The organism is Pseudomonas gessardii (genome assembly GCF_001983165.1).
Lineage (GTDB): Bacteria > Pseudomonadota > Gammaproteobacteria > Pseudomonadales > Pseudomonadaceae > Aquipseudomonas > Aquipseudomonas gessardii.
Genome location: NZ_MNPU01000013.1, coordinates 33502 through 57365, shown reverse-complemented (window position 1 = coordinate 57365; position 23864 = coordinate 33502). Strand labels below are relative to the sequence as shown.

Annotated in this window: 17 protein-coding genes and 1 pseudogene; 7 read left to right on the top strand and 11 right to left on the bottom strand. The window is 62.1% G+C overall.

Annotation, left to right across the window (positions count from 1 at the left end):
* Position 1: 1 nt before the first annotated feature.
* The 3 genes from BLL38_RS11570 to BLL38_RS11560 all read right to left on the bottom strand — a co-directional run bounded on the left by BLL38_RS11570 (position 2) and on the right by BLL38_RS11560 (position 3306).
* Positions 2-1201: a benzoate/H(+) symporter BenE family transporter gene (locus BLL38_RS11570; RefSeq protein ID WP_076962708.1), complete on the bottom strand. Its 1200-nt coding sequence runs from the start codon at positions 1199-1201 to the stop codon at positions 2-4.
* 53 nt (positions 1202-1254) lie between these two features.
* The gene (gene pdxR, locus BLL38_RS11565; RefSeq protein WP_076962707.1) at positions 1255-2757 is read right to left on the bottom strand and encodes a MocR-like pyridoxine biosynthesis transcription factor PdxR; all 1503 of its coding nucleotides are present in this window, start codon (positions 2755-2757) and stop codon (positions 1255-1257) included.
* A gap of 90 nt (positions 2758-2847) precedes the next feature.
* Entirely contained in the window at positions 2848-3306 is a 459-nt protein-coding gene (locus BLL38_RS11560; RefSeq protein ID WP_076962706.1) for a GNAT family N-acetyltransferase, read from the bottom strand.
* Between the two features lie 192 nt (positions 3307-3498).
* Between BLL38_RS11560 and BLL38_RS11555 the strand changes: the two genes are divergently transcribed.
* On the top strand, positions 3499-4917 hold the full coding sequence (locus tag BLL38_RS11555; RefSeq protein WP_076962705.1) for an ArnT family glycosyltransferase: 1419 nt from the start codon (positions 3499-3501) through the stop codon (positions 4915-4917).
* Positions 4918-4920: 3 nt separating this feature from the next.
* Here the strand turns inward: BLL38_RS11555 and BLL38_RS11550 are convergent, their stop codons facing one another.
* Positions 4921-6144 carry an OprD family porin gene (locus BLL38_RS11550; protein WP_076962704.1) on the bottom strand — a complete coding sequence of 408 codons (1224 nt, stop codon included), beginning with the start codon at positions 6142-6144 and terminating at the stop codon, positions 4921-4923.
* 172 nt (positions 6145-6316) lie between these two features.
* Here BLL38_RS11550 and BLL38_RS11545 point away from each other — a divergent pair, with 172 nt between their 5' ends.
* The 5 genes and pseudogenes from BLL38_RS11545 (at position 6317) to BLL38_RS31880 (ending at position 12778) form a co-directional block, all read left to right on the top strand.
* Positions 6317-7219 (top strand): LysR family transcriptional regulator, encoded by a 903-nt coding sequence (locus BLL38_RS11545; protein WP_076962703.1) that lies wholly within the window; start codon positions 6317-6319, stop codon positions 7217-7219.
* A 160-nt stretch (positions 7220-7379) separates the two neighbouring features.
* The gene (locus BLL38_RS11540; RefSeq protein WP_076962702.1) at positions 7380-8819 is read left to right on the top strand and encodes a YfcC family protein; all 1440 of its coding nucleotides are present in this window, start codon (positions 7380-7382) and stop codon (positions 8817-8819) included.
* 19 nt (positions 8820-8838) lie between these two features.
* Positions 8839-10656: a CocE/NonD family hydrolase gene (locus BLL38_RS11535; protein WP_076962701.1), complete on the top strand. Its 1818-nt coding sequence runs from the start codon at positions 8839-8841 to the stop codon at positions 10654-10656.
* Positions 10657-10858: 202 nt separating this feature from the next.
* Positions 10859-11923, top strand: a pseudogene (locus tag BLL38_RS31885) (methyl-accepting chemotaxis protein); the annotation flags it as partial.
* Positions 11915-12778 (top strand): methyl-accepting chemotaxis protein, encoded by an 864-nt coding sequence (locus BLL38_RS31880; protein ID WP_415640223.1) that lies wholly within the window; start codon positions 11915-11917, stop codon positions 12776-12778. The pseudogene BLL38_RS31885 and the gene BLL38_RS31880, both read left to right, overlap by 9 nt.
* Positions 12779-14073: 1295 nt before the next feature.
* On the opposite strand, the gene BLL38_RS11525 is transcribed toward BLL38_RS31880, so the two are convergent.
* The 5 genes from BLL38_RS11525 to BLL38_RS11505 form a co-directional block, all read right to left on the bottom strand.
* Positions 14074-14442: a glyoxalase superfamily protein gene (locus tag BLL38_RS11525; RefSeq protein WP_076962699.1), complete on the bottom strand. Its 369-nt coding sequence runs from the start codon at positions 14440-14442 to the stop codon at positions 14074-14076.
* A 70-nt stretch (positions 14443-14512) separates the two neighbouring features.
* Complete coding sequence (locus tag BLL38_RS11520) at positions 14513-17047, bottom strand: dermonecrotic toxin domain-containing protein (RefSeq protein WP_139201311.1); 2535 nt, start codon at positions 17045-17047, stop codon at positions 14513-14515.
* 43 nt (positions 17048-17090) lie between these two features.
* Positions 17091-18554, bottom strand: coding sequence for an N-acyl-D-amino-acid deacylase family protein (locus BLL38_RS11515; RefSeq protein WP_076962697.1), 1464 nt, complete (start codon positions 18552-18554; stop codon positions 17091-17093).
* Between the two features lies 1 nt (position 18555).
* A complete protein-coding gene (locus tag BLL38_RS11510; protein WP_076962696.1) occupies positions 18556-19416 on the bottom strand; it encodes a MurR/RpiR family transcriptional regulator in 861 nt (286 codons plus the stop codon).
* 12 nt (positions 19417-19428) lie between these two features.
* Positions 19429-20832, bottom strand: coding sequence for a GntT/GntP/DsdX family permease (locus BLL38_RS11505; RefSeq protein WP_076962695.1), 1404 nt, complete (start codon positions 20830-20832; stop codon positions 19429-19431).
* 195 nt (positions 20833-21027) lie between these two features.
* On the opposite strand from BLL38_RS11505, the gene BLL38_RS11500 reads away from it, so the two are divergent.
* A complete protein-coding gene (locus BLL38_RS11500; protein WP_076962694.1) occupies positions 21028-21411 on the top strand; it encodes a lysozyme inhibitor LprI family protein in 384 nt (127 codons plus the stop codon).
* 22 nt (positions 21412-21433) lie between these two features.
* Here the strand turns inward: BLL38_RS11500 and BLL38_RS11495 are convergent, their stop codons facing one another.
* The gene (locus BLL38_RS11495; RefSeq protein ID WP_076962693.1) at positions 21434-22879 is read right to left on the bottom strand and encodes a SulP family inorganic anion transporter; all 1446 of its coding nucleotides are present in this window, start codon (positions 22877-22879) and stop codon (positions 21434-21436) included.
* A 76-nt stretch (positions 22880-22955) separates the two neighbouring features.
* Complete coding sequence (locus BLL38_RS11490; RefSeq protein ID WP_076962692.1) at positions 22956-23852, bottom strand: LysR family transcriptional regulator; 897 nt, start codon at positions 23850-23852, stop codon at positions 22956-22958.
* Positions 23853-23864: the final 12 nt, after the last annotated feature.

The window sequence follows — 23864 nt, the reverse complement described above, 5'->3', positions numbered from 1 at the left end:
CTCACGTCACACTGCCCACGGTCCTGCGCCCACCGTGAATCACCCCATGCACCAACAACCCCGCCACCAGCCCCCAGAACGCGCCGCCAATGCCCAGCAACGTGACATTGGCCGCCGTCGCCAAAAAGGTGATCAGCGCGGTTTCCCGGGTACGTGTATCGGCCATGGCATTGGCCAGGCTTGAACCAATGGCCCCAAGCAGCGCCAGGCCCGCCAGGGTGGTGATAAACGCGCGGGGCAGGACCATGAACAAGGTCGCCAGCGTCACGCCAAATACCCCGACCAGGATATACAACGCCCCACACACCAACCCGGCGATATAGCGTTTGGACGGATCCTGATGGGTATCGCGCCCGGTGCAGATCGCCGCTGTGATCGCCGCGATATTGAACGCATGGGCCCCGAACGGCGCCATTAGCAGAGAACCCAGGCCGGTGACGGTGATGATCGGGTTCGCGCTGGTCTTGAACCCGTCGTTGCGCAGCACCAGCATGCCGGGGATGTATTGCCCGGTCAGGGTGATCACGAACAGCGGCAAGGCCACGCCAAAAAACGCCGCGATGGAAAAATGCGGCATTTCAAACACAGGGGCGGCCAGTTGCAGCTGCAGGCTGTGCAGGTCCAGCCGCTGTTGGGCGAGCAGCAAGCCCAGGCCAATCAACAGAATCCCGACCATCGCATACCGTGAAGTGAAACGGCGCAGCACCGCGTAGGACACCACCAGGGCAATCACCAGCAGCGGGTCCGCGCTGGCCCCACCAAACGCCGCCACGCCAAATTGCAGGAGAATCCCCGCCAGCAAACCCGCCGCAATGCCACCGGGGATCAACCGCACCAAGCGCTCAAACGCACCGCTCAGGCCCAGCACGATAAAACCGATGGCGCACATCACATAGGCGCCGATCACCTCGGCATACGGTGTAAACGGCATGACCGTCGCCAGAAAGGCCACCCCCGGCGTCGACCACGCCGTGATGATCGGCTCGCGGTGGCGGTAGCTCAACCACGCGCCGGTCACGCCCACGCCGATACTCACCGACCAGACCCAGGACGCGGTTTGCGCCGCGCTCAGTTGCGCCAGGTGCGCGGCCTGGAACACCAGGACAAAGGTGCCGGCGTAATTGACGATGACGGAAATCAGCGCGCTGATGCTGGGGGACAGGTAGTCGGCGAGGCGCAGGCGTGAGGCGGGTCGGTTCATGGCGCATTCCTTTGGTTGAGGCCGCAAAGGCTAACAAGCACCGGACCGTCCTTTCAGTCCACTTCCCCACCTTGCACCAGACCACCCTTGAGGGCCTTGGCCAACTGTCGGCTGGCGCTGTCGATTTCACTGGGTGTCAGTGCCGAGAACCCCAGCAGCCAACCGCCCCTTGCCGGTGGTTGGGCATAGAGCCGCGTGAGACCTGGCAGTTGGATACCGACCCGCGCCGCCTGGCGAATCGTCTCCAGCTCCGACCATCCCTCATGCAGCACACAAGGCAACTGCAAGCCCCCGGGCGGCAAGCTGGCGGTGACCACATGGCTCAAGTGGCGCCCGACCGCCTCGGCCATGGCGTCACGTCGCTCGCCGTAGATTTTGCGCATGGCGCGTAGATGGCTGCCGAAATGCCCATCGCTCATAAAGCGCGCCAGGGTCAACTGGGTGATTTGCGGGGTGTGGCCGTCGAGGATGCTGCGGGCGTAAGTCATGGGCTTGACCAACTCCCGGGGCAGCACCATAAAGCCCATGCGCAAGCCGGGGTACAGGGACTTGCTGAAGGTGCCGAGGTACAACGTGCGCTGGTAGTTGTCCAGGCCCTGCACACAGGCGGTCGGCAGGCCTTCGTAGTGAAACTGGCTGTCGTAGTCGTCCTCGATGATCCAGCCTTGGCGCTGCGCGGCCCAGGCGATCAGGTCCAGGCGCCGCTCCAGCGCCAGGGTCGCGCCGCTGGGGTATTGATGGGACGGTGTGACATACACGGCGTTGGCGCCGCTGCGGTCGGCGCGCAAGGCGTCGATACACAGGCCCTTGGCGTCCACTGCCACCGGCACCACCTTGAGCTGGGCCATTTCAAACGCCTTGCGGGCGCCGAAGTAACCCGGGTCTTCCATCAGGATCGGCTGGCCTTCATCCACCAGCACCTGCGCGCACAAATACAGGGCCTGGCGCGTACTGGACAGCACCAGCACCTGATCCGGCGTGACCCGCGCACCGCGTTCCAGGTTCAGGTAATCGGCGATGGCCTGGCGCAGGGGTTCGGCGCCTTGCGGGTCGCCGTGCAACAGCAGGTTCGGGCGATAATCCTTCAAGGCCTGGCGGTGCAGGCGCTCCCAGATGCCCACGGGAAAAGTGCGCGTTTCCGGCAACCCCGTGGCAAATGCCTTGACCACCTGCTGGTCGGTAACGCCGCCGCTGGCGAGGATCTGCGCGCCCCTGGCACTCAGTGCCGCCGCCTGGTTCGCCATCACTGGCTGGCGCTTGCGCGCCCCCAGCAGGCTCGGCCCGATTTTCTCGGAGACGAAACTGCCCGAGCCTTCGCGCCGACACAGGTAACCGTCCAATTGCAGTTGGACGTAGGCCATTTCCACGGTATCCCGGGAGATGCCCAGTGACTTGCCCAGCGTGCGCGTGGCGGGCAAGCGGCTGCCGGGCGCGAGGATGCCCTCGAGGATCAACTGGCGCAGCACGCGCTGCACCCGGACCCGCAAATCCAGGGTGGCCAGCTTGGGGTCTGCCAGACGGATCTTCAGCGTGTCCAGTTCAAGGTTGTGGGTCATTGACTTGGCCAAGAGGGTAAAAACCATGCATCTTTGTGCGATGCCGCCGATATGTCCACGACCAATATCGGCGAGCGTTGTGGGCGGGCGCTACAGGGCCATGCGATATTCGATGCAGCCCGAGTCCTCGGCGATCCAGTTGTAGAGTTTCTGCGCGCGCTTATTGCTCTGCTGGGTATGCCAGTACAACCGTGCGCAGCCGTGGTATTGCGCATAGCGCTGGACCCATTCGATCAGCAGTTTGCCGGTGCCGCCGCCGCGCACCGTGGGGGCCACGTACAGGTCTTCGAGGTAGCAGAAGTCGGCGACCGCCCAGGTCGAACGATGCAACAGCGCATGCACCAGCCCCACCAACTCATCGCCCTGCACCGCCACGGCACAGGCCATGGCTTCATCGGCATCGAGCAAGCGGCTGAAGGCGGTGCGGGTGGTGGTCTCATCCAGGCTGACTTGATAAAAGTCCTGGTAGGCCAGCCACAGTTGCAGCCATTGCTCATAGTCTTCAGGTTGCACTGCCCTGACCACGATTGCCTGTGGATCGTTACTCATCGCGTTCTCCTATCGGGAAGCCCGTTCCGGGGTGGATCGGGACCCGGCAATGGTAGGTTTCCAAGGCGGCGGCGAACCGACCACTTCCAGACCACCTGGCAGGCCAATCCGCAACGGGAACTACGTTCACAATTCGTTAAGGATTGCCTTCGTATACTCCAACGCTGCCCCTAGCATCCGGTAACTCACCTTATGACACGCCCTGCCCCGCTGTTGCTGCTGCTTGCCGGTCTGCTGTTCTTCGTGGCCCTGGGCAATCACGCGTTACAAGGCTCCACCGAAGCCCGAGTGGCGGGGATTGCCATGGCCATGCACCTGGACAATGACTGGGTGGTGCCGCGCCTGTTCGGTGAGCCGTTCCTGGAAAAACCACCCCTGAGCCTGTGGCTGGATGCCGGGGCGATTCGCCTGTTTGGCACCAGCACCGGCGCGGTACGCCTGGCCTCGGCGTTTGCCGGGTTGTTCAGTGTGATGCTGCTGTACGCCATGCTGCGTCGGTTCGGGCGGCCCAAGCCCCTGGCGTTTTGTGCGGCGTTAATGCTGGCGACCATGGCCAGTTACTGGAGCAATGTGCGCGGCGTGGGCGAGGATGCGTTGCTCAGCCTCGGCGTGACCCTGGCGCTGCTGGCGTTCTACCAGGCCACCCGGCCCGAGGCGCAACACACCTCCAACATGGGCAGCTGGCTGTTGTTTAGCGCCGGGATGGCAATCGCCACCTTGAGCAAAGGCGTGCTGGGCCTGGCGATGCCGGGCATTGTGATTTTTGCCTACCTGGCCGGCACCAGCCTGTTGGACAAGCGTGTGCGGCCTGGCCAATGGCTGCGCCCGGGCATGTTCACTCTACTGGCGCTGGTGCCGCTATTTATCTGGCTGGGGTTTCTGTATCAACGGGGTGGGATGCAGGCGGTCGGTGAGGTGTTATGGACCAACAGCGTCGGACGCTTCAGCGGTTCCTTCGTCGAGGCCGGGCATTACGAGCCGATCTACTACTACCTGGCCAAATTGCCCGAAGCCTTCCTGCCGTGGAATATCCTGGTGTACCTGGGCCTGTGGCACTTTCGCAAACGCCTGGCGAGCAATCGTTACCTGCTGTTTTTCAGCCTGTGGCTGGTGGCGCAATTTACCCTGCTGACCTTCGCGTCGAGCAAGCGCACGGTCTACCTGATGTCGCTGACACCGGCGGCGGCCGTCCTGGCCACCGAGTATGGAGCCGTCCTGCTCGGGCGCCTGAGCGAACGCCTGCGCCGCCGCCTGATTGCCGGCGTGTTTACCCTGGTGATCGCCTGCTACCTGGGCGCCGCGATCTGGTATGCCCCCAAGGCCGACCGCCGTGAATCCTTCGTGCCCCTGACCAACCAGGTCCAGGCACTGCAAGCCCAAGGCCACACGGTGGTGCTCTACCAACCCAATGAGCGCGTGGCCGGCGCCACGGTGTTCTACACCATGCGCAACCTGCCGATCCTGCAATCGCCAGCGCAACTGCGCACCTATCTCGATGCCAAGCCGGGCAACGTGGCGCTGCTGGACCGCATCGAAGAACTGCCGACCCCGGTCACCCCCCTCCAGAAAATCACCGTGGGCAGCCGCCCCTACTACTTTGTCGAACAGTAAGGCCTACCAGAGCGCCAGGTCGTACGTCAGGTAGACCCGGTAGTTATCGCGGTCACTGGCATAGGTGGAACGGTAGGTGGCCTTGCGCAATTCCACGCCCAGGCCTTTGAGGGTACTGTCCTGGATCACGTAGCGCAGGTGGGTGTCGGACTCCCACTCGCGCGCTTCGCGGCCCTTGAAGTCGCCGTTCTGGCCCTTGTAGTAACGGGTCATGAAGCTCAGGCCCGGCAGCACGGCGGCGAAGTCATAGTCATAGCGCAGCATCCAGGTTTGCTCACCAGCCTGGATAAACTTGCCGACCCCAGCGTTGCTGAACGAGTACACCGTCGACACGCTGGCATAGGGCAGCGCGGTGTCGCCGCTGACTTTCTGGTAGCCCACGCCCAGTGCCTGCGGCCCCAGGCGATAGGTGAACAGGCCGCTGAACATGTCGCTGTCGACCTTGCCGTTGCGCGCCTCGCCGGCTTCATTGCTGATGAAGTAGCGCAAGTCACTGGTCAGGCTGCCCGGGCCCAACGGCTGTTTATGCACCAGGCCGAGGAATTGCTGGCGATAGAATTCGCGCATTTCCCCGTAGTACCAAGTGCCACTGAGCGTAGGCGTGAAGGCATAGGTGGCGCCGGCAAAATCAAAGTCGCTGCCCTTTCTGCCGCTGTAGCCCTGTGGATAAATATCCACACTGTCGGTGGAGTTGCGCTGCTTGAATTGATCCAGGTGCCCGCTGTGCAGGTACAGGTTGCGGATGCCGCTGTATTCGATCTGGGTGCCGCGAAATGTCTGGGGCAGCAGGCGCCCGTCGTTGTGCACCAGCACCGGGATCTTGGGCAACAGGGTGCCGGTTTTCACCACGGCCGCGCCGATGCGCATTTTTGCGGTCACGCCAAGGCTGGAAAACTCATTGGCGGCGCGCCCATCGTCGTGGACCGGCAACAGGCCGGTGCCCGCATGGGTGCGGCTGGAATCGAGCTTGATCCCCGACAGCCCCAGGGCATCCAGGCCAAAGCCTACGGTGCCTGCGGTGTAGCCTGACTGCAGGTTGAGCAGAAAGCCTTGCGCCCACTCCTTGCGGTCCTCGCCACCGTCGCGATAACCGTCGTTGAAATAGTAATTGCGCAGGGTCAGCTTGCCCTGGGAATCCTCCCAGAACCCCTGGGCCATCAGCGATGGCGACAGACTCGCCAGCAAGCCGGCGGTGACCGCGCCGCCCCTCGTGAAACGCTCACGCATACCTGTTTCCTCAATGCCGTATTGTCGATTTTTATGGGCAGTTGCGCCGTGTGCCAGGCTGGACGCCAGGTCACATTGGGGCGGACACTAACGGCTTGCCGAACGCCCCACAACGTTATGCGAGAAGCGCATGACGCTATGCGCAAAGCCGCCCTTCGACAGGAAACCCACGGTGAACCTCAAGCAACTCGAAGCCTTCAAGGCGATCATGTCCACCGGCTCGACCATCGGCGCGGCCACGCGCATGGGCCTGTCGCAGTCTGCGGTCAGCCGCCTGTTGAGCCAGTTGGAGGACGCCCTGGGATTTGCCCTGTTCCTGCGCAAAAAGGGTCGTTTGATGGCCACGCCAGAGGCCGAGGAATTGCTCACCGAAGTCGCCGGCCTGGTGGACGGCATGCAGCGTATCCAGCGCCTGGCGGATGAGATGCGCGTCGGCCGCTCGCGCAAGAGCCTGCTCAAGGTCGGCGTGCCCACCAGCATGACCCAGCAATTGTTGCCGCGTATTGTTGCGGACTTTCTCAAGGACCATGAAGACATCGTGGTCGAGTTGCTGACCGGCTCCTACGACATGATCGAGCGCGCCGTGCTGGACCGCGCAGCCGACCTGGGTTTTGTGCGCCTGCCCACCGAGATTCCCGACTTCGATATCGAGCCGGTGCTGCACACCGAAGGCGTGTGCGTGATGCCGGCCGACCACCCATTGAGCCGTCACGCGTTCATCGAGGTGCAGCATCTGCGCGATGTGCCCCTGGTGATGTTGGGCCGGCAACGGGCGGTGCGTACCGAGCTGAACCAGATGTTTCGCGCCGCCAACCTGACACCCCAGGTGCGGGTCGAAGTGCACTCGGTGGGCGCCGCCTGCAGCTTTGTCGCCGAAGGCCTGGGGGTGTCGATCGTCAATGGCTTGCTGGCCAGCCACTTCATGCACCTGCCGATTGTCAGCCGGCCGTTTCGCCCGGCGCTGCCCTATACATTTGGCCTGGCGTTTCGGGCCGATGAACCACGCTCGCAGTTGGTAACGGCCTTTGCCGAGCACCTCAAGCAGCGGCTGAATCTCATCGAAAAAACCCCATAACCCCACACCGACTGCGTAAAACGCATACCCCAACCCGCCCCACGCATAACGTTGTGGGCCTGCGCGCTTTGCCCTAGTGTCCGCCCAACCAAGCGTCACTACCCACAACAATAACAGCGCACACACCCCGCCCAGACGGGGTCGCGCCGGGGCCGCCAGCATGACCGAACCGCAGATCCTCCGTACCCCGCCGCCCACCGAGGCGGCCGCAGACAAACCCGTGCAACGCAAGCAAATCAACCCGGCGATTATTCTGCTGAGCATCGTCCTGCTCGCCGTGGCGTTCACCTATGCAGTGAACGCCGGCAAGTTCCAGCGCCACAATGGCCTGGTGGTGCCAGGCTCGTATCAGGTGCTGGAAAAACAGGACGCCCTCAGCCAGCTGTTCTCCCTGGAACCGCGCAAGGCCGGCGACACCGTGGCCCGCCCGGTATCGTTGGTGGAAGGCTTCATGGCCATTCCCCAGGGCATCGAAAAGCGTGCGGCGCTGATTTTCATGGTGCTGTTCATCGGCGGCATGTTCGGCGTGCTGAACAAGGCCGGGGTCATCGACGCCGGGCTGGAGCGCCTGCTGGGCCTGACGCGCGGCAATATCTACGTGCTGGTGCCGAGCCTGATGCTGGTGTTTTCCGCCGGCAGTACCTTTATGGGGTTGGCCAAGGAATTCATCCTGATCGTGCCGTTGATGGTGGCCATGGCCAATCGCCTGGGGCTGTCGAACCTGATTGGCCTGGCCATCGTCACCATCTCGGTGAAGATCGGCTACCTGGCGTCCATCTCCAACCCGGTGGCCTTGTCCGTGGCCCAACCGATGGTCGGCCTGCCAATCTTCAGCGGCTTGAGCATGCGCGTCGCGGCCTATTGCACCTTCCTGCTGGTGGGCATCGCGTTTGTGTTGTGGAGCATTCGCAGGCACGGCTTTGATGCCAGAGCGCAGATCGCCTTTGAAAGCAAGCCCCTGCCGATTCGCCACCTGCTGAACCTGCTGGTGCTGGGCGGCGGGATCGGTTTTTTGGTGTATGCCTCCAACCGCTGGGGCTGGAAATACCATGAGCTGTCGGCGTTCTACCTGCTGCTGACCGTGGCTTTCGCCGTGATCGCCGGGCTGGCCGCCAGCACCGCCGCCAGCGCGTTTGTCGATGGCATGAAAAAGGTCCTGATCGCCGGCGTCTTGATCGGCCTGGCGACCGCCGTGGAAATCATCCTCAGCACGGGCCAGGTTTTGGACACCATCGTCAACAGCCTGGCCAACCTGGTGGGCGACCACGGGCCGGTGGTCTCGGCCTATGGCATGTTCTTCGCGCAACTGGGGCTGGACGTGCTGATCCCGTCCACCTCCGGCCAGGCTGCGGTGACCATGCCGATCTTCGGGCCGCTGGGCCAGTTGTCCGGGGTCAGCCCGCAAACCACCGTGTTTGCCTTTTTGATGGGCAACGGCCTGACCAACATGATCACCCCGACCTCCAGCGGCCTGCTGGTGCTGCTGGCCACCGCCAACGTCGGCTGGGGCCAGTGGGCGCGCTATATCCTGCCGCTGTTCCTGATCTATGCGGTGCTGGCGATGGTGCTGTTGGCGATTGCCGTGCACACCGGATATTGAGTCGATGAGTGTTTTACCTATGCAAACCCTGCGCAACCAGATGATCGCCATGCGCGATGGCATCCACCTGGCCACCGATATCTACCTGCCGGACGGCGCAGGACCGTTTCCGGTGGTGATCGAACGGACGCCCTATGACAAGTGCAAACCGTCGCGCTCGGAAAAACAGCTCGACGGCCAGCACATCTCCCGCGAGCAAATGGCGGCGCGTTTTACCGCCCGGGGGTTTGTCGCGATTTTCCAGGATTGCCGCGGGCGCTACGCCTCCGAAGGGCTGTTCACCAAGTACACCGCCGAGGGTGAAGACGGTTTCGACACCCTGGCCTGGATCGTCCGCCAGCCGTGGTGCAATGGCAGGATCGGCAGCATGGGCCTGTCTTACGCGGCCCATACCCAACTGGCGATGGCCTGCCTGCATCCGCCGGGCCTGAGCAGCATGGTGCTCGACAGCGGCGGCTTCGCCAACGCCTACCAGTGCGGGATTCGCCAGGGCGGCGCGTTTGAACTCAAGCAGGCCACCTGGGCGTTTCGCCAGGCCAAGGAAAGCCCGGCCGCCCTGGCCGACCCGCAGGTGCGCCAGGCGCTGGAAGCGGAAGATCTGCACGCATGGTTCCGCCGTATGCCCTGGCAGGCGGGTCAGTCGCCATTGCGCCATGTGCCCGAGTACGAAGCCTATCTGCTGGAGCAGTGGGCCCAGGGCACCTTCGGCCCCTACTGGCAAAAACCCGGGATTTATGCCGAAGGGCATTACGGGCGCTTGCCGGATATTCCCGTGTTGTTCATGTCCAGTTGGTACGACGCTTATGTCAGTTCGACCCTGGCCAACTACGCGGCCTTTAACCAGGCCAGCCGCGCACCGCAACAGTTGATCATGGGGCCGTGGTTGCACGGTGACCGCAATATCAGCCATAGCGGCGATGTGGAGTTCGGCGCCCAGGCCGCGTTTGACGGCCAGGTGGCCGAGGATTGGTTGAGTTGCCGCCTGCACTGGTTCGAGCAATCCCTCAAGCCCGGGATGCCGCCACCGCAGGCCCAGGTGAAGGTGTTCCTGATGGGCGGCGGCAGCGGCTTGCCGGATGAAAAGGGGCGCCTGCAACATGGCGGGCGCTGGTTGCAGGCCGAGCACTGGCCACTGCCCGGCACCCAGGCGCTGACCTTGTACCTGGATAAGCAACGGCAATTGACCGAGGTTGCACCCAGCGCTGACGAGGCCGTCTTGGGTTACTACGCCGACCCGGCCAACCCGGTGCCGACCGTGGGCGGGGCCTTGACGTCCGGCGCGCCGATCTTTGTCGGCGGGGCCTTCGACCAGCGCGAACGCGCAGATTTTTTTGGCAGCCGTGGTGACAATCGGCCCTTGTGCGAGCGTGACGATGTGCTGAGTTTCCAGACCGCGCCCCTGGCGGCCGACCTGATTGTCGCCGGGGCGGTGCAGATCGAGTTGTGGATCGACAGCGACGCACCGGATACCGATTTCACCGCCAAGCTGGTGGACGTCTACCCACCGAGCGCCGCCTACCCGGAAGGCTTTGCGATGAACATCACCGATGGCATCCGCCGCTGCCGTTATCGCGACGCTTGGGAGCAGCCCACACCACTGACGCCCGGCCAGCGGGTGAAGGTGACTATTGAGCCCTTTGCCACCTGCAACCTGTTCAAGCAGGGCCATCGCCTGCGTCTGGACATATCCAGTAGCAACTTCCCACGCTTCGACGTCAACCCCAACAGCGGCGAAGCCGAGGGCCAGGCCAGGCACCCGCGCATGGCACACAATCGTCTGCACATGAGCCGGGAGGCGGCGTCGTGCCTGGTCCTGAGCATCCTGCCCACAAGCTGACCCCCACCGCCCAGTGGCGAGCGGGCTTGCACGCTCGCCACTGGGCGGCCAGCGGTTGAAAGCAACCACTCATCCACGAAGCCTGCCTTGATTAAAAAACCGTTTCAGCTCTCGCCCTGCCTGCCGATACCCCCTGACTCTCCATCGGCTGGGCGATCTTCCAGCAACTGATGTACACGCAATCTGTTCCTGGAGGAATTCGATGAATACATGGTTTGGCAACATCAGCGTCAACTTGAAACTGGGCCTGGGCTTCGGCCTGGTCCTGGTGCTCACCTCGATCCTTGCGCTCACTGGCTGGACCAGCCTCGGCGGCCTGATCGACCGCAGCAACTGGATGAGCGATATCACCCAGCTCAATGCTTCGCTGACCAAACTGCGGATCGTGCGCCTGCAATACATGCTCGCCAATGGCGACGAAACCGTGGCAGAGAATGTCCAGGCCACCCTCGACAGTTTTGCTGCGCAGCAGCAACAGTTGATCAACAGCTTCAAGAGCCCGGAAAACCTCAAGCTGCTCAACGAACAGAAAGCCATCATCACCGCTTACCAGCAGTCATTGAACAAAATGCGCGAGGCCTACCGTAACGGCAACGCGGCACGCCAGACCATGGGCGAGCGCGCCGACGCCGCCGGCCTGGTGATTGCGGCCCTGGACCACAGCGTGCGCCAGATGCCTGAAAGCAGTGAGCGCTTCGCCCAGTACGAAGCGGTCAACCATGCCAAGGAAGAGTTCCAGGTGGCCCGCTATGAAGTGCGCGGCTACACCGGCAACGTCAACCCGGACACCGAGGCCCGTGCGGCGGCGCAAATCGAATCGGCGATCAATGGCCTCAAAGGCTTGAAGAACGTGTTCGGCGAGTCCCAGCAAACCGAGCTGACCGCCCTGGAAAACGCCCTGGGCGCCTACCGCAATGCACTGCAGGTGTATAAAACGGCCAACGCCAATATCGTCCTCGCCCGCCAGGAAATGACCGTGCAGGGCGCCGATATCGTGTCACGCAGCGAAGCGCTGTATGACATCCAGCTGCAACGTCGCGACGCCGAAAGCGTCCGGGCCCGCAGCCTGCAACTGATCAGCACGGTGCTGGCGTTGTTGGTGGGCATTATCGCCGCGCTGGTCATCACCCGGCAGATCACCCGCCCCCTGCAGGAAACCCTGGCCGTGGTCGAGCGTATCGCCTCCGGCGACCTGAGCCACAACATCCAGGTGACCCGCCACGATGAACTGGGCGTGCTGCAACAAGGCATCCAGCGCATGGGCAGCACCTTGCGCGAGCTGATTACCGGTATCCGCGACGGCGTCACGCAGATCGCCAGCGCCGCCGAAGAGCTGTCGGCCGTGACCGAACAGACCAGCGCCGGGGTCAACAGCCAGAAGATCGAGACCGATCAAGTGGCCACCGCCATGCATGAGATGACGGCCACTGTGCAGGAAGTGGCGCGTAACGCCGAACAGGCCTCCCAGGCCGCATCGGCCGCCGATGGCCAGGCCCGCGAGGGCGACAAGGTGGTGGCCGAAGCCATCGCCCAGATCGAACGTCTGGCCGACGAAGTGGCGCGCTCTACCGACGCCATGGCGCACCTGCAACAAGAGAGCAACAAGATCGGCAGCGTGATGGACGTGATCAAGGCCGTGGCCGAACAAACCAACCTGCTGGCGCTCAACGCCGCCATCGAAGCCGCACGCGCCGGTGAAGCCGGGCGCGGGTTTGCCGTGGTCGCCGATGAGGTGCGTGGCCTGGCCCAGCGCACGCAGAAATCCACCGAGGAAATCGAAGGCCTGGTTGCCGGCTTGCAGGACGGTACCCAGCAGGTGGCCACTGTGATGAACAACAGCCGCAGCCTGACCGACAGCAGCGTCGAACTGACCCGCAAGGCCGGCGTCTCCCTGGAGAACATCACCCGCACAGTGTCGAACATCCAGTCGATGAACCAACAGATCGCCGCCGCTGCCGAACAGCAAAGCGCCGTGGCCGAAGAAATCAGCCGCAGCATCGTCAATGTGCGTGATGTCTCGGAGCAGACGGCCACAGCCAGCGACGAGACCGCCAAGTCCAGTGTCGAACTGGCGCGGCTGGGCAGCCAGTTGCAGCAGATGGTCAGCCATTTCCGGGTCTGAACAAAAGCCGCCCCGGCCGAAACCGGGGCGGCTCCGCTTCTCAGGCCTTAACGGTCATCGAAGCTGTCTCGCAGGAATTTCCAGACGTGATAGACACGCAGGCAATTCACGACGAGGTCCCACGTACGTCGTGCAAACTTGGACATACTCAGCCCTCCTAGAGTTGGGCCTTACCTCCAGCACACTTACCGGAACACGTGAGCCTTTGGACGCAGGTCGGTTACGTCTATTGAGGTGGCCGGGCTAATGGTCCTTGCGCATGAATCCGGCACGGATTACTAGCCCGTGGCGGCCGGTCCGGAATTCGCCCGCGTACCCGACTCACTCAAAAGCGACAAACGTAGAACGGGGAAGATCCTAACCAACATCTCGGCCAAAGGTGTGACCAACAGTGGTCAAACATCCAGTATTTGACGGTAGATTTATTGCAGCCTTTTGCAGCCAGATTTGACGCGAGAAAACCTTCAGAGACGATCATCGCTCAATCTTGCAGACCGATATGAACAGCGCTAATATCCCTGCGAGTCGATTGCTCCTTTTGAGATAGCAACCCTAGCTACTAACTGGGATTGCAATAAAAAACCGCCCACCAAGGCGGTTTTTTATTGCCTGCGATTTGTCGATCCAACCTCGCCTTCTTCGCAATTCCAAGCAAACAGCAAAAAGCCGCCCCGGCCGAAACCGGGGCGGCTCCGCTTCTCAGGCCTTAACGGTCATCGAAGCTGTCTCGCAGGAATTTCCAGACGTGATAGACACGCAGGCAATTCACGACGAGGTCCCACGTACGTCGTGCAAACTTGGACATACTCAGCCCTCCAAAAGTTGGGCCTTACCTCCAGCACACTTACCGGAACACGTGAGCCTTTGGACGCAGGTCGGTTACGTCTCTTGAGGTGGCCGGGCTAATGGTCCTTCCGCATGAATCCGGCACGGATTACTAGCCCGTGGCGGCCGGTCCGGAATTCGCGTGCGTGCCCGACGCCCCCAAAAACGACAAACGCAGAACGGGGAAGATCCTAACCAAAACTTCGGCCCAAGGTGTGACCAACAGTGGTCAAACATCCAGTATTTGATAGGTGATTTATTGCAGTTTTTTGCAGCCTGATTTGATGCGAAAAAAGCTTTAGAAACGATCGGGGCCAATCATCGTTGAACCTTGCAAACCGATATGACCAACGTTAGTATTTCCCGGCAGGTCGATTGCGTCTCTTGAGGCCGCAACCCCAGCCACTAACTGGGATTGCAATAAAAAACCGCCCTACCAAGGCGGTTTTTTATTGCCTGCGATTTGTCGATCAGCCTTCGCCCTCCTCGACAAACACCAGCCGATTACCAAACGGGTCCTTGATGCTCATCTCCCGTGAGCCCCAGGGTGTTTCCTCGACTCCAGGCTTGGCGAAGCGATAATTCTTGGCCTGCAATTGCTGCTGGAACGCATCCACCCCCGGCGCCTGAATCCGTACCGCCGCGCCTGGCGAGGCGTCGCCATGGTGCTCGGATAAATGCAGCACGCACTCGCCCAGGGACACTTGCAGGTACAACGGGAAATCCGCCTCGAACCGGTGCTGCCAATCGACCTTGAACCCCAGGAAATCGACGTAGAATTCCAGCGCCTTGGTCTCGTCGAAAATCCGCAGGATGGGCGTGACTGTTCCTAACTGCATAAGACTCTCCAACTCCAGAAAACGTCCTGTCAATGCACCACCCTACCCCAAGCGCTTGGCAGTTTTGCACTCAAGAATGGGGAATCTTGGTAATCCGCGCGTTCGACAGGTCATCATTGGACAGATGTACTTCATCGAATTTGTAGGAATTTGCCGCAAACTCATCCAGACGGCCCTCCTTGCGCAGACGCTCAAGGGTGCCTGGCGCCACGCACTGACGGGCTTCGACGAACTGGGGGTTGGCCTCGATATTTTCATTGAAGGACACAGCAGGAATGCCGCGGCTATCGATTTCGTACAGATTATAATCGCCGCCGAACTCCGTATCGCCAAAGTGCATGGCCGCCGCCTTGGAGCGGGAGGCCACCACCACATTGCCGTCCATCATTTTTTCGGGACCGGAAAAGAAATTGGAATCCCTGAAACCAATATTTTCCGGATTCCCCCGGCGCTCCACGCGCTCTGCCTTTTCGACGCGGTACAGCTTGGGCAGGTCAGTGCGCTCGATCATGCCCCGACTGTTGAAATAACCACCGGCAGGCAGGGTGACACGGTCCTTGAAGGGGTTGGTCTTGATGACATTATCCTCATAAGGCTCGTAATCCCCGGATGACGTGGCATCCGAAGCCACGGAAGGCGGCGACTGCTCATCCTCCGACAGTTCACCTTCCGACTCATCAAGCCTTGGCCTTTTGGGGTTGGGTGATTCCACGATCTCATAGCTGGGCTGCACCGGGGGCCGCTTGGCGCCCGGCTGCAAGTAAATCTCCATGGACGGATCCCATAGCGGATTCAGTTTCCCCCCCTGCGGCTCTGGCAAACGGGGGGGAGCGGTCGGGCTCATCACGACCCCGATTTTCCCGTTCACCCGTCGGTAATTGAAAAAGGGTTTATTGCCGGATGCGCTTGCGGCCTCACCCGCCGCTGGCTGCGGGGCCGTTTCAAAAGGTGCCTCGCCGGTAGATGCCCCTGACTTGCCCAGGGCATGGAAGAACGCCATGGTCGCCACGTCCATCGCGGCGGCGTGCAGGCCGTTCTTGCGCTCGGCCTGGGTATCGCCTTCGACCGCCTGGTCGATCTCCAACCCCACCTGCGCGCCATACGACGCCGCCCCAATCGCGATTCCAATCGGCCCGAGCAGGGCCATCGGAATCGAAAATACGGCGTTGCCCGCCTGCAACATACCCAAGGCATCGTCTTTATATACCTCGGCATTGGACTTCATTTCGGTGTCTGCATCGTTGTTGATGCGCTGGCGGGTCTGGCTGGCCATATAGGAAAACACGTCGCCACCGATAGGGTAATTCAGGGTGTTGATATGGCTGTCGTTGGCCGCCATGTTCCCGGTGCTTATTTTTTTCAGGGTGCTGTCCACCCCGTTGCTACTCAGGGCACCGAAGATGCCCTGCTGACGATCACGCAGGGAAAAATGCTCCTCCAGCGCCGTGGCCTTCGCCGGGTCCTTGCTCTGCTCAAGCACCCATTGATCCACCGCCGCGCGGTCCTTGAACGACAACAGGGAGGGGGTGTTCCCGGGGATATACAAGGTTTCACCGCCGTCCGAGGCCACAAACCGCAAAATATTGTTGGAGCTATAGCCATTGATATCAAAACACAGCACCTTGGTATCCTGGGCTGGCGTGGCTTCTGCCTGCAATTGCGCCTTCGACACCGGCCCTTCGAGCGGCACGTTGGGCGCCGCCGCTTGCATGACACTGGCATACGCCTGAGGGCTCAAGCCCTGGCTGGGATCCTTTTGGTTGAGGTCCCGGGCAGCGCGAGCCTCGATGACAAACTGTTTTTTCGCCAATGTGCGCCACTCGCTGCCGTTCTGGGTCCAGAAGTCGTCCAGCTTGGCGATCACCTTCTTCTGCAGGTCACCCTCGCGCACCACATCCAACAACTCGCTGGGTTTCAGGCGCAATTGATTGTCAGCGTTATAGCTGCCCTTTTGCGGGCCATCCAGATAGAGGCCGTAGACCGAATCCAGATCACGCCAGGCCTCCTTGGCATTGGGTACATCTTCATGAAACTTTGAATAGATGTAGCCAGGCCCGGTCCGATCAAGAATGAACAGGCCCAGGCGCTTGAAAAAGTCCGGGACACTTTCACTGTCAAGCAACGAGAACGGGCTTTTGTTCGAGGAAATGAAATGCGCGACCGCCTGGGCCTTTCCGGCGGTGCCATAGCGCTCTGCCGAAAAGAAATCGCTGGCGACGGCCTCGGTGAGGGTCATGGAGGATTCGGGCGGCCCGCTATGCTCCCAGCCCGTCACCGCGCTGGTGTTGTGCGTGCTGTTGGCGGATGAGAATTTATGCAGGTAAACCTTGTCTGGATCGATCCATTGATGGGTCAGGTTCCAGACTTTTTCCTGGATCCAGCCTTTGATCGTATCGCGGGGGAACGGAAAGGTTTCCAGCCCATTGTCGCCTGGCAAATCTGCCTCGTCCGTGCGTTTTCCGTCGGTCGCAGTGGCAGTGAAGATGGACGGGTTACCGAAACGACTGACGCTATCATATTGATTGTGCATACAGGATCTCCGTAAAAAGTCCTGCCTATCTTTAGATAGCCCCCCCACACCCACAACCCGTTTTTTGTAAGCCATCATTGACCACAATCTGACACATCTGGCGTCGTATAGCGCCAAATCACTGTAGGACAAAACCCGTCCGCAAATCACCACTACGCGCCAGGAAACGCCCTGCCCGCTGACCGTTCGCCCGAGCGTCGCAGTAGCTCAACACACCATTGACCCACACCCCTTCAATGCCCTCGGCGGCACGTTGCGGGTCCTTGAAGTCCGCCACATCCCTTACCCGCAACGGGTCGAACAGCACCAGGTCGGCCCAGTGCCCCTCGCGGATTTCGCCACGCCCGGCCAGGCCAAAGCGCGCGGCCGACAAGCCGGTCATTTTGTATACAGCTGTGTGCAGCGGGAAAAGTCCCAGGTCGCGGCTGAAATGTCCGAGTACCCGTGGGAAAGCGCCCCACAAGCGCGGATGGGGGAACGGGTCTTCCGGCAAGCCATCGGAGCCCACCATCGACAGCGGATGGGCGAGGATGCGTTGTACATCGGCCTCATCCATACCGTAGTACACCGCCCCCGCCGGTTGCAGGCGGCGGGCAGCGTCCATCAGGGACACGCCCCACTCGGCGGCGATGTCCTGCAAGTCCCGCCCACCCATTTGCGGGTGCGGCGTCGACCAGGTGATGGTGATGCGAAAGGCATCGGTGACTTGCTTGAGGTCCAGGGTCGAGGAACTGGCGGCATAGGGATAACAATCGCAGCCCACCGGATGGTTCTTCGCCGCCTGTTCCAGGGACGCCAGCAGTTGCGGGCTGCGTCCCCAGTTGCCCGCGCCGGCACATTTGAGGTGGGAGATGATCACCGGAGCCCTGGCATGGCGGCCGATCAGGAACGCCTCGTCCATGGCCTCCAGCACCGGCTCGAATTCACTGCGCAGATGGGTGGTGTACAGCGCGCCGAACGCCGTCAGTTCTTCACTCAGTTGCAGCACTTCGTCGGTGTCGGCGTTGAACGCGCTGGCGTAGGCCAGGCCTGTGGATAAGCCGAGGGCGCCCGCTTCAAGGCTTTCCTGCAATTGCTCGCGCATCGCCGCGATTTCGGTGGCGGTGGCGGTGCGGTGCAGGTCGTCCATATGGTTGCTGCGTAAAGCGGTATGGCCAATCAATGCTGCAACATTGAGGGCCGGCTGAGCGTTTTCCACCGCCGCGCGGTAATCGAGAAAACGCGGATAGGCAAACGCCTCGGCCTTGCCCAGCAGGTTCATCGGGTCCGGCGGATCGCCGCGCAGGCTGACCGGCGCGGCGCTGATGCCGCAGTTGCCAACGATCACCGTGGTCACGCCCTGGCTGAGCTTGGGCAACATCTGCGGCTGGCGGATCACCACCGTGTCGTCGTGGGTGTGCACGTCGATAAAACCCGGCGCCAGTACCCGGCCACTGGCCTCGATTTCATGCTCGCCCTGGGCGGCCGACAAGTCGCCGATCGTCTCGATCCGCCCGTCGCGCAGCCCCACGTCGGCGATATACCCCGGTGTGTTACTGCCATCAATGATCAGCGCCTGGCGAATCAGCGTGTGGTACTTCATCTCAATCTCCAAGCGGCAGGCTGTCAGGGCCGCCGCGATAGTCGTCCAGGGCCAGCTTGATCCGGCGCAGGCGTTCCTGGTTGTCGTCCGGCATGGCCAAGGCCAGTTCGGTGGCGAGTACATCGATGGCCAGCAGCATGCCGTAGCGCGCCGCCGTGGGTTTGTAGATAAAACTGGTTTCGGCCGGTTGCAGCGGCAGCAACACGTCGGCCAACTGCGCCAGCGGCGAGTCGGCCAGGGTGATGGCAATAATCGGTGCGCCATAGTTGCGGGCCAGTTCCACCACGCCCAGCAGCTCGGGGGTCAGACCGGTGAGGGAGCAGACAAGCAGTGCGTGTTCGGCGCTCAATGTGGCGGCGGTGACCCGCATCATCACCGGGTCATGGCAGGCGGCAATCGGGTAGCCCAGGCGTACCAGGCGCACCTGCAACTCTGCGCTGCACAGGCTCGATGGGCCGCCCATGCCAAAGGCGTGGATCATCCGTGCCTTGCCCAGCAGGTTCACCGCATCGACAAAAGCGGCCTGGTTGAAGCCCGACAGGTGCTGGCGCAAGGTTGCTTCGATATCGCCGAGGATCTGCCGATGAAACGCCGACTGCTCGGGCAACCCCGCAGGATCCAGGAAACGACTGCCCACGCCGCTGGCCTGGGCCAATTGCAGGCGCAGGTCGCGCAAGTCGCGGCAACCGACGCTGCGAGCGAACCGCGACAAGGTGGCGGTGCTGACCTCGGCGCGCAGGGACAGCTCTTCCAGGCTGGCGGATGCGGCAAAGCCCACATCCTCAAGCATCAGCCGGGCGATACGTCCTTCACCAGCGCTGAAGGAATCCTGGCGGGCGCGGATCTGGTAGAGGATGTCCATGGAGTCTCCGGGTTACAGGATGCAAGACAGACCATAAGTAAGACCGAATGCGACCAGGGAAATCAGGGTTTCCAGCACGGTCCAGGTCTTGAAGGTCTGGATCACCGTCATATTGAAGTATTCCTTGATCAGCCAGAAGCCGCCGTCGTTGACGTGGGAAAAGATCACCGAGCCGGCACCGGTTGCCAGCACCAGCAATTCCGGGTGTGGATAACCCAGGCCCAGGGCCACCGGCGCGACAACGCCCGACGCGGTGGTCATGGCCACGGTGGCCGAGCCGGTGGCCACGCGCATCAGCGCGGCAAACAGCCAGCCCATCACCAGCGGCGACAGGTTGAAGGCATTGGCCATGCCGAGGATTTCATGGGTCACGCCGGCATCCACCAGGATCCGGTTCAAGCCGCCGCCCGCCCCCACCAGCAGGGTGATGCTGGCAGTCGGCGCCAGGCACTCGTTGGTGAACTTGAGGATCGACTCGCGGTTGAAGCCCTGGGCCAGGCCCAGGGTCCAGAAACTCATCAGGGTCGCCACCAGCAAGGCGATCACCGAGTTACCGATAAACAACAGGAACTGGTTGAAGCCGCTGCCGGGCGTGGAAATCAGGTTGGCCCAACCGCCGATCATCATCAGCACCACCGGCAACAGGATGGTGCCCATGGTCAGGCTGAAGCTCGGCAGGCGGGTGCGTGGCTCGCGCTCGATGAACTGGCGTTCCAGCGGGTTTTCGGCGGGCAGATGGATGCGCGGCACGATGAACTTGGCGTACACCGGGCCGGCGATAATCGCGGTGGGGATGCCGATCAAAATCGCATACAACACGGTTTGCCCGACCGAGGCGTTATACGCCAGCACGGCCATCATCGCCGCCGGGTGCGGCGGCACCAGGGCATGCACCACCGACAGGCCGGCGACCATCGGCAGGCCGACCATCAGGATCGACACGCCCACGCGCCGGGCCACGGTAAAGGCAATGGGCACCAGCAACACAAACCCGACCTCGAAAAACAGCGGCAGCCCCACCAGGAAGGCAATGCACACCATGGCCCAGTGGGCATTGCGCTCGCCAAAGCGGTTGATCAAGGTGCGCGCCACCTGCTCGGCGCCGCCGGACTCGGCCATCATCTTGCCGAGCATGGTGCCCAGGGCCACCACCAGCGCGATATGCCCCAGGGTCTTGCCGACCCCCGCCTCGTAGGAACCCATGATCGTATCCGCCGGCATCCCGGCCAGCAGCGCCAGGCCGATGGACACCAGGGTGATGACGATAAACGGGTTGATCCGATAACGTGCAATCAGCACGATCAATGCAATGATGGCAATGGCAGCGTATGCCAACAGCCAGACGCCCGGTGATGCGGCCATGCGGTACTCCTCGGAAAGGGTCACGTCGAATTGGTTGTGAAACTCATAAATCATTACCGAGGAATATTTTCAAACTTTATGAAAGTAATTTTCGCCCACGGATAAGCGCTGTCGCTTTGGGACATGCCCGCAGACCCGGGATGTAAATCGGGGGATCGTTCTTACATGCAAGCAGGGCTAAGTGCGAGAAACTCGACTGCCACTGTCCGGTCTCAGATTGCACACCGCATCATCTTCAGGAAGCCCGTCATGAATCGTAGAATCGTTGCCCTCAGCGCGTTATTGCTGGCCTTGTCCGGCACCGCAACGGCCGCTGGCAGCAGCCCGGCCCTGCAACAGTGCCTGGATGCCGCCAACACCACCGCCGCGATGCTCGGCTGCAATGCCCAGGAAACCAAGGTGCAGGACAAGCGCCTGAACACGGCCTATAAGACCGCACTGCAAGCCCAGCAAGGCCCGCGCAGGCAGCAACTGCAGGATGTACAGCGCCTGTGGATCAAATACCGCGATGCCAATTGCGCGTTTGCCGGCTCCGCGACCGGCGGCAGTATTGATCAGGTCAACGGCTCCGGCTGTGTGCTGGACATGACCCAGACCCGCGCCGAGGAACTGGAAAACCTCGTCGGCCCATAACCCCCTCCCAATCCCTGGAAGATCAGTCGTGCTGCACCCGCGCGCGCTTGAGCAGCTTCTTGCAGCGCTCCGACAGGTGCAGCACCCGCAGGTGCTTGCCGGCCTTGCTGTAGCGTTCGCGCAGGGTCATCAACGCGGCAATCGCTGAATAGTCGACAAAACTCAGGTGACGGCAATCGAGCGTGACCTGGGCCGGGTCGTTGGCCGGGTCGAACTGGTTCAAGAACGGCGTGGTCGAGGCAAAGAACAAGGTGCCGTGCAGGCGATAGAGCTTGCTGCCATCGGCTTCCAGATGTTCATCGGCGTACAGCTCCCGCGCCTGCTGCCAGGCAAAATTGAGCGCGGCAATCACAATCCCGCACAGCACCGCCGTGGCCAGGTCGGTAAATACCGTAATCACCGTCACCGCCATGATCACCAGCACATCATTGAGCGGCACCTTGTTGATCACCCGCAGCGACGCCCAGGCAAAGGTCTGCTGGGATACCACAAACATCACCCCCACCAGCGCCGCCAGGGGAATGCGCTCGATCAGCGGCGACAGGAACAAAATAAACAGCAGGATCATGACCCCGGCCAACACCCCGGAAAAACGCCCGCGCCCGCCCGAACTGAGGTTGATCACCGTCTGCCCGATCATCGCGCAGCCGCCCATGCCGCCAAACACCCCGCTGACCATATTCGCCGCGCCCAGGGCCACGCTTTCACGGTCGGGGTAGCCGCGGGTCTCGGTGATTTCATCGGTGAGGTTCAAGGTCAGCAGGGTTTCCAGCAGCCCCACCATGGCCATCAGGAAAGCGTAAGGCGCGATGATACCCAGGGTTTGCAGGGTCCAGGGGATTTGCGGCAAGGCAAACGTCGGCAGGCCGCCGGCGATATGGGCCATGTCGCCCAGCGTGCGCGTGGGCAAGCCCAGCAGGTACACCGCCAGCCCCACGCCAAGAATCGCCACCAGCGCCGGCGGCACCGCGCGGGTCAGGCGCGGCAGCAGGTAGACGATGGCCATGGTCGCCGCCACCAAGGTGCCCATCACATACAACGGTGGGCCGCTGAGCCAGGCTTCACCGTTCTTGAAATGCTCCAGTTGCGCCAGGGCAATGATGATCGCCAGGCCGTTGACGAAACCGAGCATCACCGGGTGCGGCACCATGCGCACCAGCTTGCCCAGGCGCAGCAGGCCGAAGGCAATCATGATCAGGCCACCGAGCAAGACCGTCGCCAGCAGGTACTCCACCCCGTGTTGCACCACCAGCGCGACGATCACCACCGCCATCGACCCGGCCGCCCCCGAGACCATCCCCGGCCGGCCGCCGAACAAGGCGGTCAAGGTGCAGATGATAAAGGCGCCGTAGAGGCCCATCAGTGGGTTGAGGTGAGCCACCAGGGCAAAGGCGATGCATTCGGGCAACAAGGCAAAAGACGTGGTGAGTCCGGCCAGGGCGTCGGCGCGCAGACGAGAGAGCTTCATGGGTTTACCGGGGGCGTGGCGGGAAATGAGGGGGCGATGGTACGGAAAACCACCACACCGGACCAGTAGGCGCCGGTCAACAGGCGTAGCGCGCCAGCTTCTCCTGGATAAAGTCCAAAAAGCACTGGATACGCAGGGCCAGTTGCGAGTTGCGGTAGTACACCGCGTGGATCGGCTGGCGATAGCCACTGTTGAACGGCGCCAGGATCGACTGCAAGCGGCCGGCGTTGATGTCGTCGCTGGTCATGAAATGCGACAGGCAGGCGATCCCCTGCCCCTCCAACGCCAGCTGGCGCAGGGTTTCACCGCTGGACGCGGCAATGCCCGGCTCGATCTGCCAGCGGTCGCCCTGCACATGGCGCAGCGGCCAGTGGTTGAGGGTTTCGGTCTGGGTAAAGCCGAGCAAAGTGTGGTTGGCCAGCTCCGCCACTGTGCCTGGCGTGCCGTGTTGCTCAAGGTACGCCGGGCTGGCGAGGATATGCAGCGGGCTGCTGCCCAGGGAGCGGGCGTGCAGGGTCGAATCCGCCAGGGCGCCGATGCGGATGGCAATGTCGGTGCTCTGCTCCAGCAGGTCGATAATCAGGTCGTTGCTGTTGAGCTCCAACTGGATATCCGGGTACAGGCGGCGGAACTCGGCGACGTACGGCACGATGGCATGCAGCATGAACGGCGAGGCGGCGTTGATCCGCAAGCGCCCGGACGGGGTTTTCTGCCGCGACGACAGGCGCTCTTCCAGCTCGTCCATCTGCTCCAGGATGCGCTTGGCCTGCTCGAAGAAGTACTTGCCCTCTTCAGTCAGGTCCATGCGCCGCGTGGTGCGGTTGATCAGGGTGGTGTCGAGCTTGGCTTCGAGCCGCGACAAGGTGCGGCTGATCGCCGAAGGCGTCTGCCCGACTTGCTCGGCGGCGGCGGAAATCGAACCGCACTCAATGACGCAGACGAAGATCTGTAGCTCATCGGATCGGGCTTTCAACGTGCATCCTCG

Bases quoted from the DNA above. Each gene is read 5' to 3' on its own strand.
- pdxR (WP_076962707.1), bottom strand. From the start codon at position 2,757: ATGACCCACAACCTTGAACTGGACACGCTGAAGATCCGTCTGGCAGAC.
- BLL38_RS11525 (WP_076962699.1), bottom strand. From the start codon at position 14,442: ATGCAGTTAGGAACAGTCACGCCCATCCTGCGGATTTTCGACGAGACC.
- BLL38_RS11570 (WP_076962708.1), bottom strand. From the start codon at position 1,201: ATGAACCGACCCGCCTCACGCCTGCGCCTCGCCGACTACCTGTCCCCC.
- BLL38_RS11535 (WP_076962701.1), top strand. From the start codon at position 8,839: ATGCAAACCCTGCGCAACCAGATGATCGCCATGCGCGATGGCATCCAC.
- BLL38_RS11505 (WP_076962695.1), bottom strand. From the start codon at position 20,832: ATGATTTATGAGTTTCACAACCAATTCGACGTGACCCTTTCCGAGGAG.
- BLL38_RS31880 (WP_415640223.1), top strand. From the start codon at position 11,915: ATGGGCAGCACCTTGCGCGAGCTGATTACCGGTATCCGCGACGGCGTC.
- BLL38_RS11495 (WP_076962693.1), bottom strand. From the start codon at position 22,879: ATGAAGCTCTCTCGTCTGCGCGCCGACGCCCTGGCCGGACTCACCACG.
- BLL38_RS11515 (WP_076962697.1), bottom strand. From the start codon at position 18,554: ATGAAGTACCACACGCTGATTCGCCAGGCGCTGATCATTGATGGCAGT.
- BLL38_RS11520 (WP_139201311.1), bottom strand. From the start codon at position 17,047: ATGGCTTACAAAAAACGGGTTGTGGGTGTGGGGGGGCTATCTAAAGAT.
- BLL38_RS11500 (WP_076962694.1), top strand. From the start codon at position 21,028: ATGAATCGTAGAATCGTTGCCCTCAGCGCGTTATTGCTGGCCTTGTCC.
- BLL38_RS11560 (WP_076962706.1), bottom strand. From the start codon at position 3,306: ATGAGTAACGATCCACAGGCAATCGTGGTCAGGGCAGTGCAACCTGAA.
- BLL38_RS11550 (WP_076962704.1), bottom strand. From the start codon at position 6,144: ATGCGTGAGCGTTTCACGAGGGGCGGCGCGGTCACCGCCGGCTTGCTG.
- BLL38_RS11555 (WP_076962705.1), top strand. From the start codon at position 3,499: ATGACACGCCCTGCCCCGCTGTTGCTGCTGCTTGCCGGTCTGCTGTTC.
- BLL38_RS11540 (WP_076962702.1), top strand. From the start codon at position 7,380: ATGACCGAACCGCAGATCCTCCGTACCCCGCCGCCCACCGAGGCGGCC.
- BLL38_RS11510 (WP_076962696.1), bottom strand. From the start codon at position 19,416: ATGGACATCCTCTACCAGATCCGCGCCCGCCAGGATTCCTTCAGCGCT.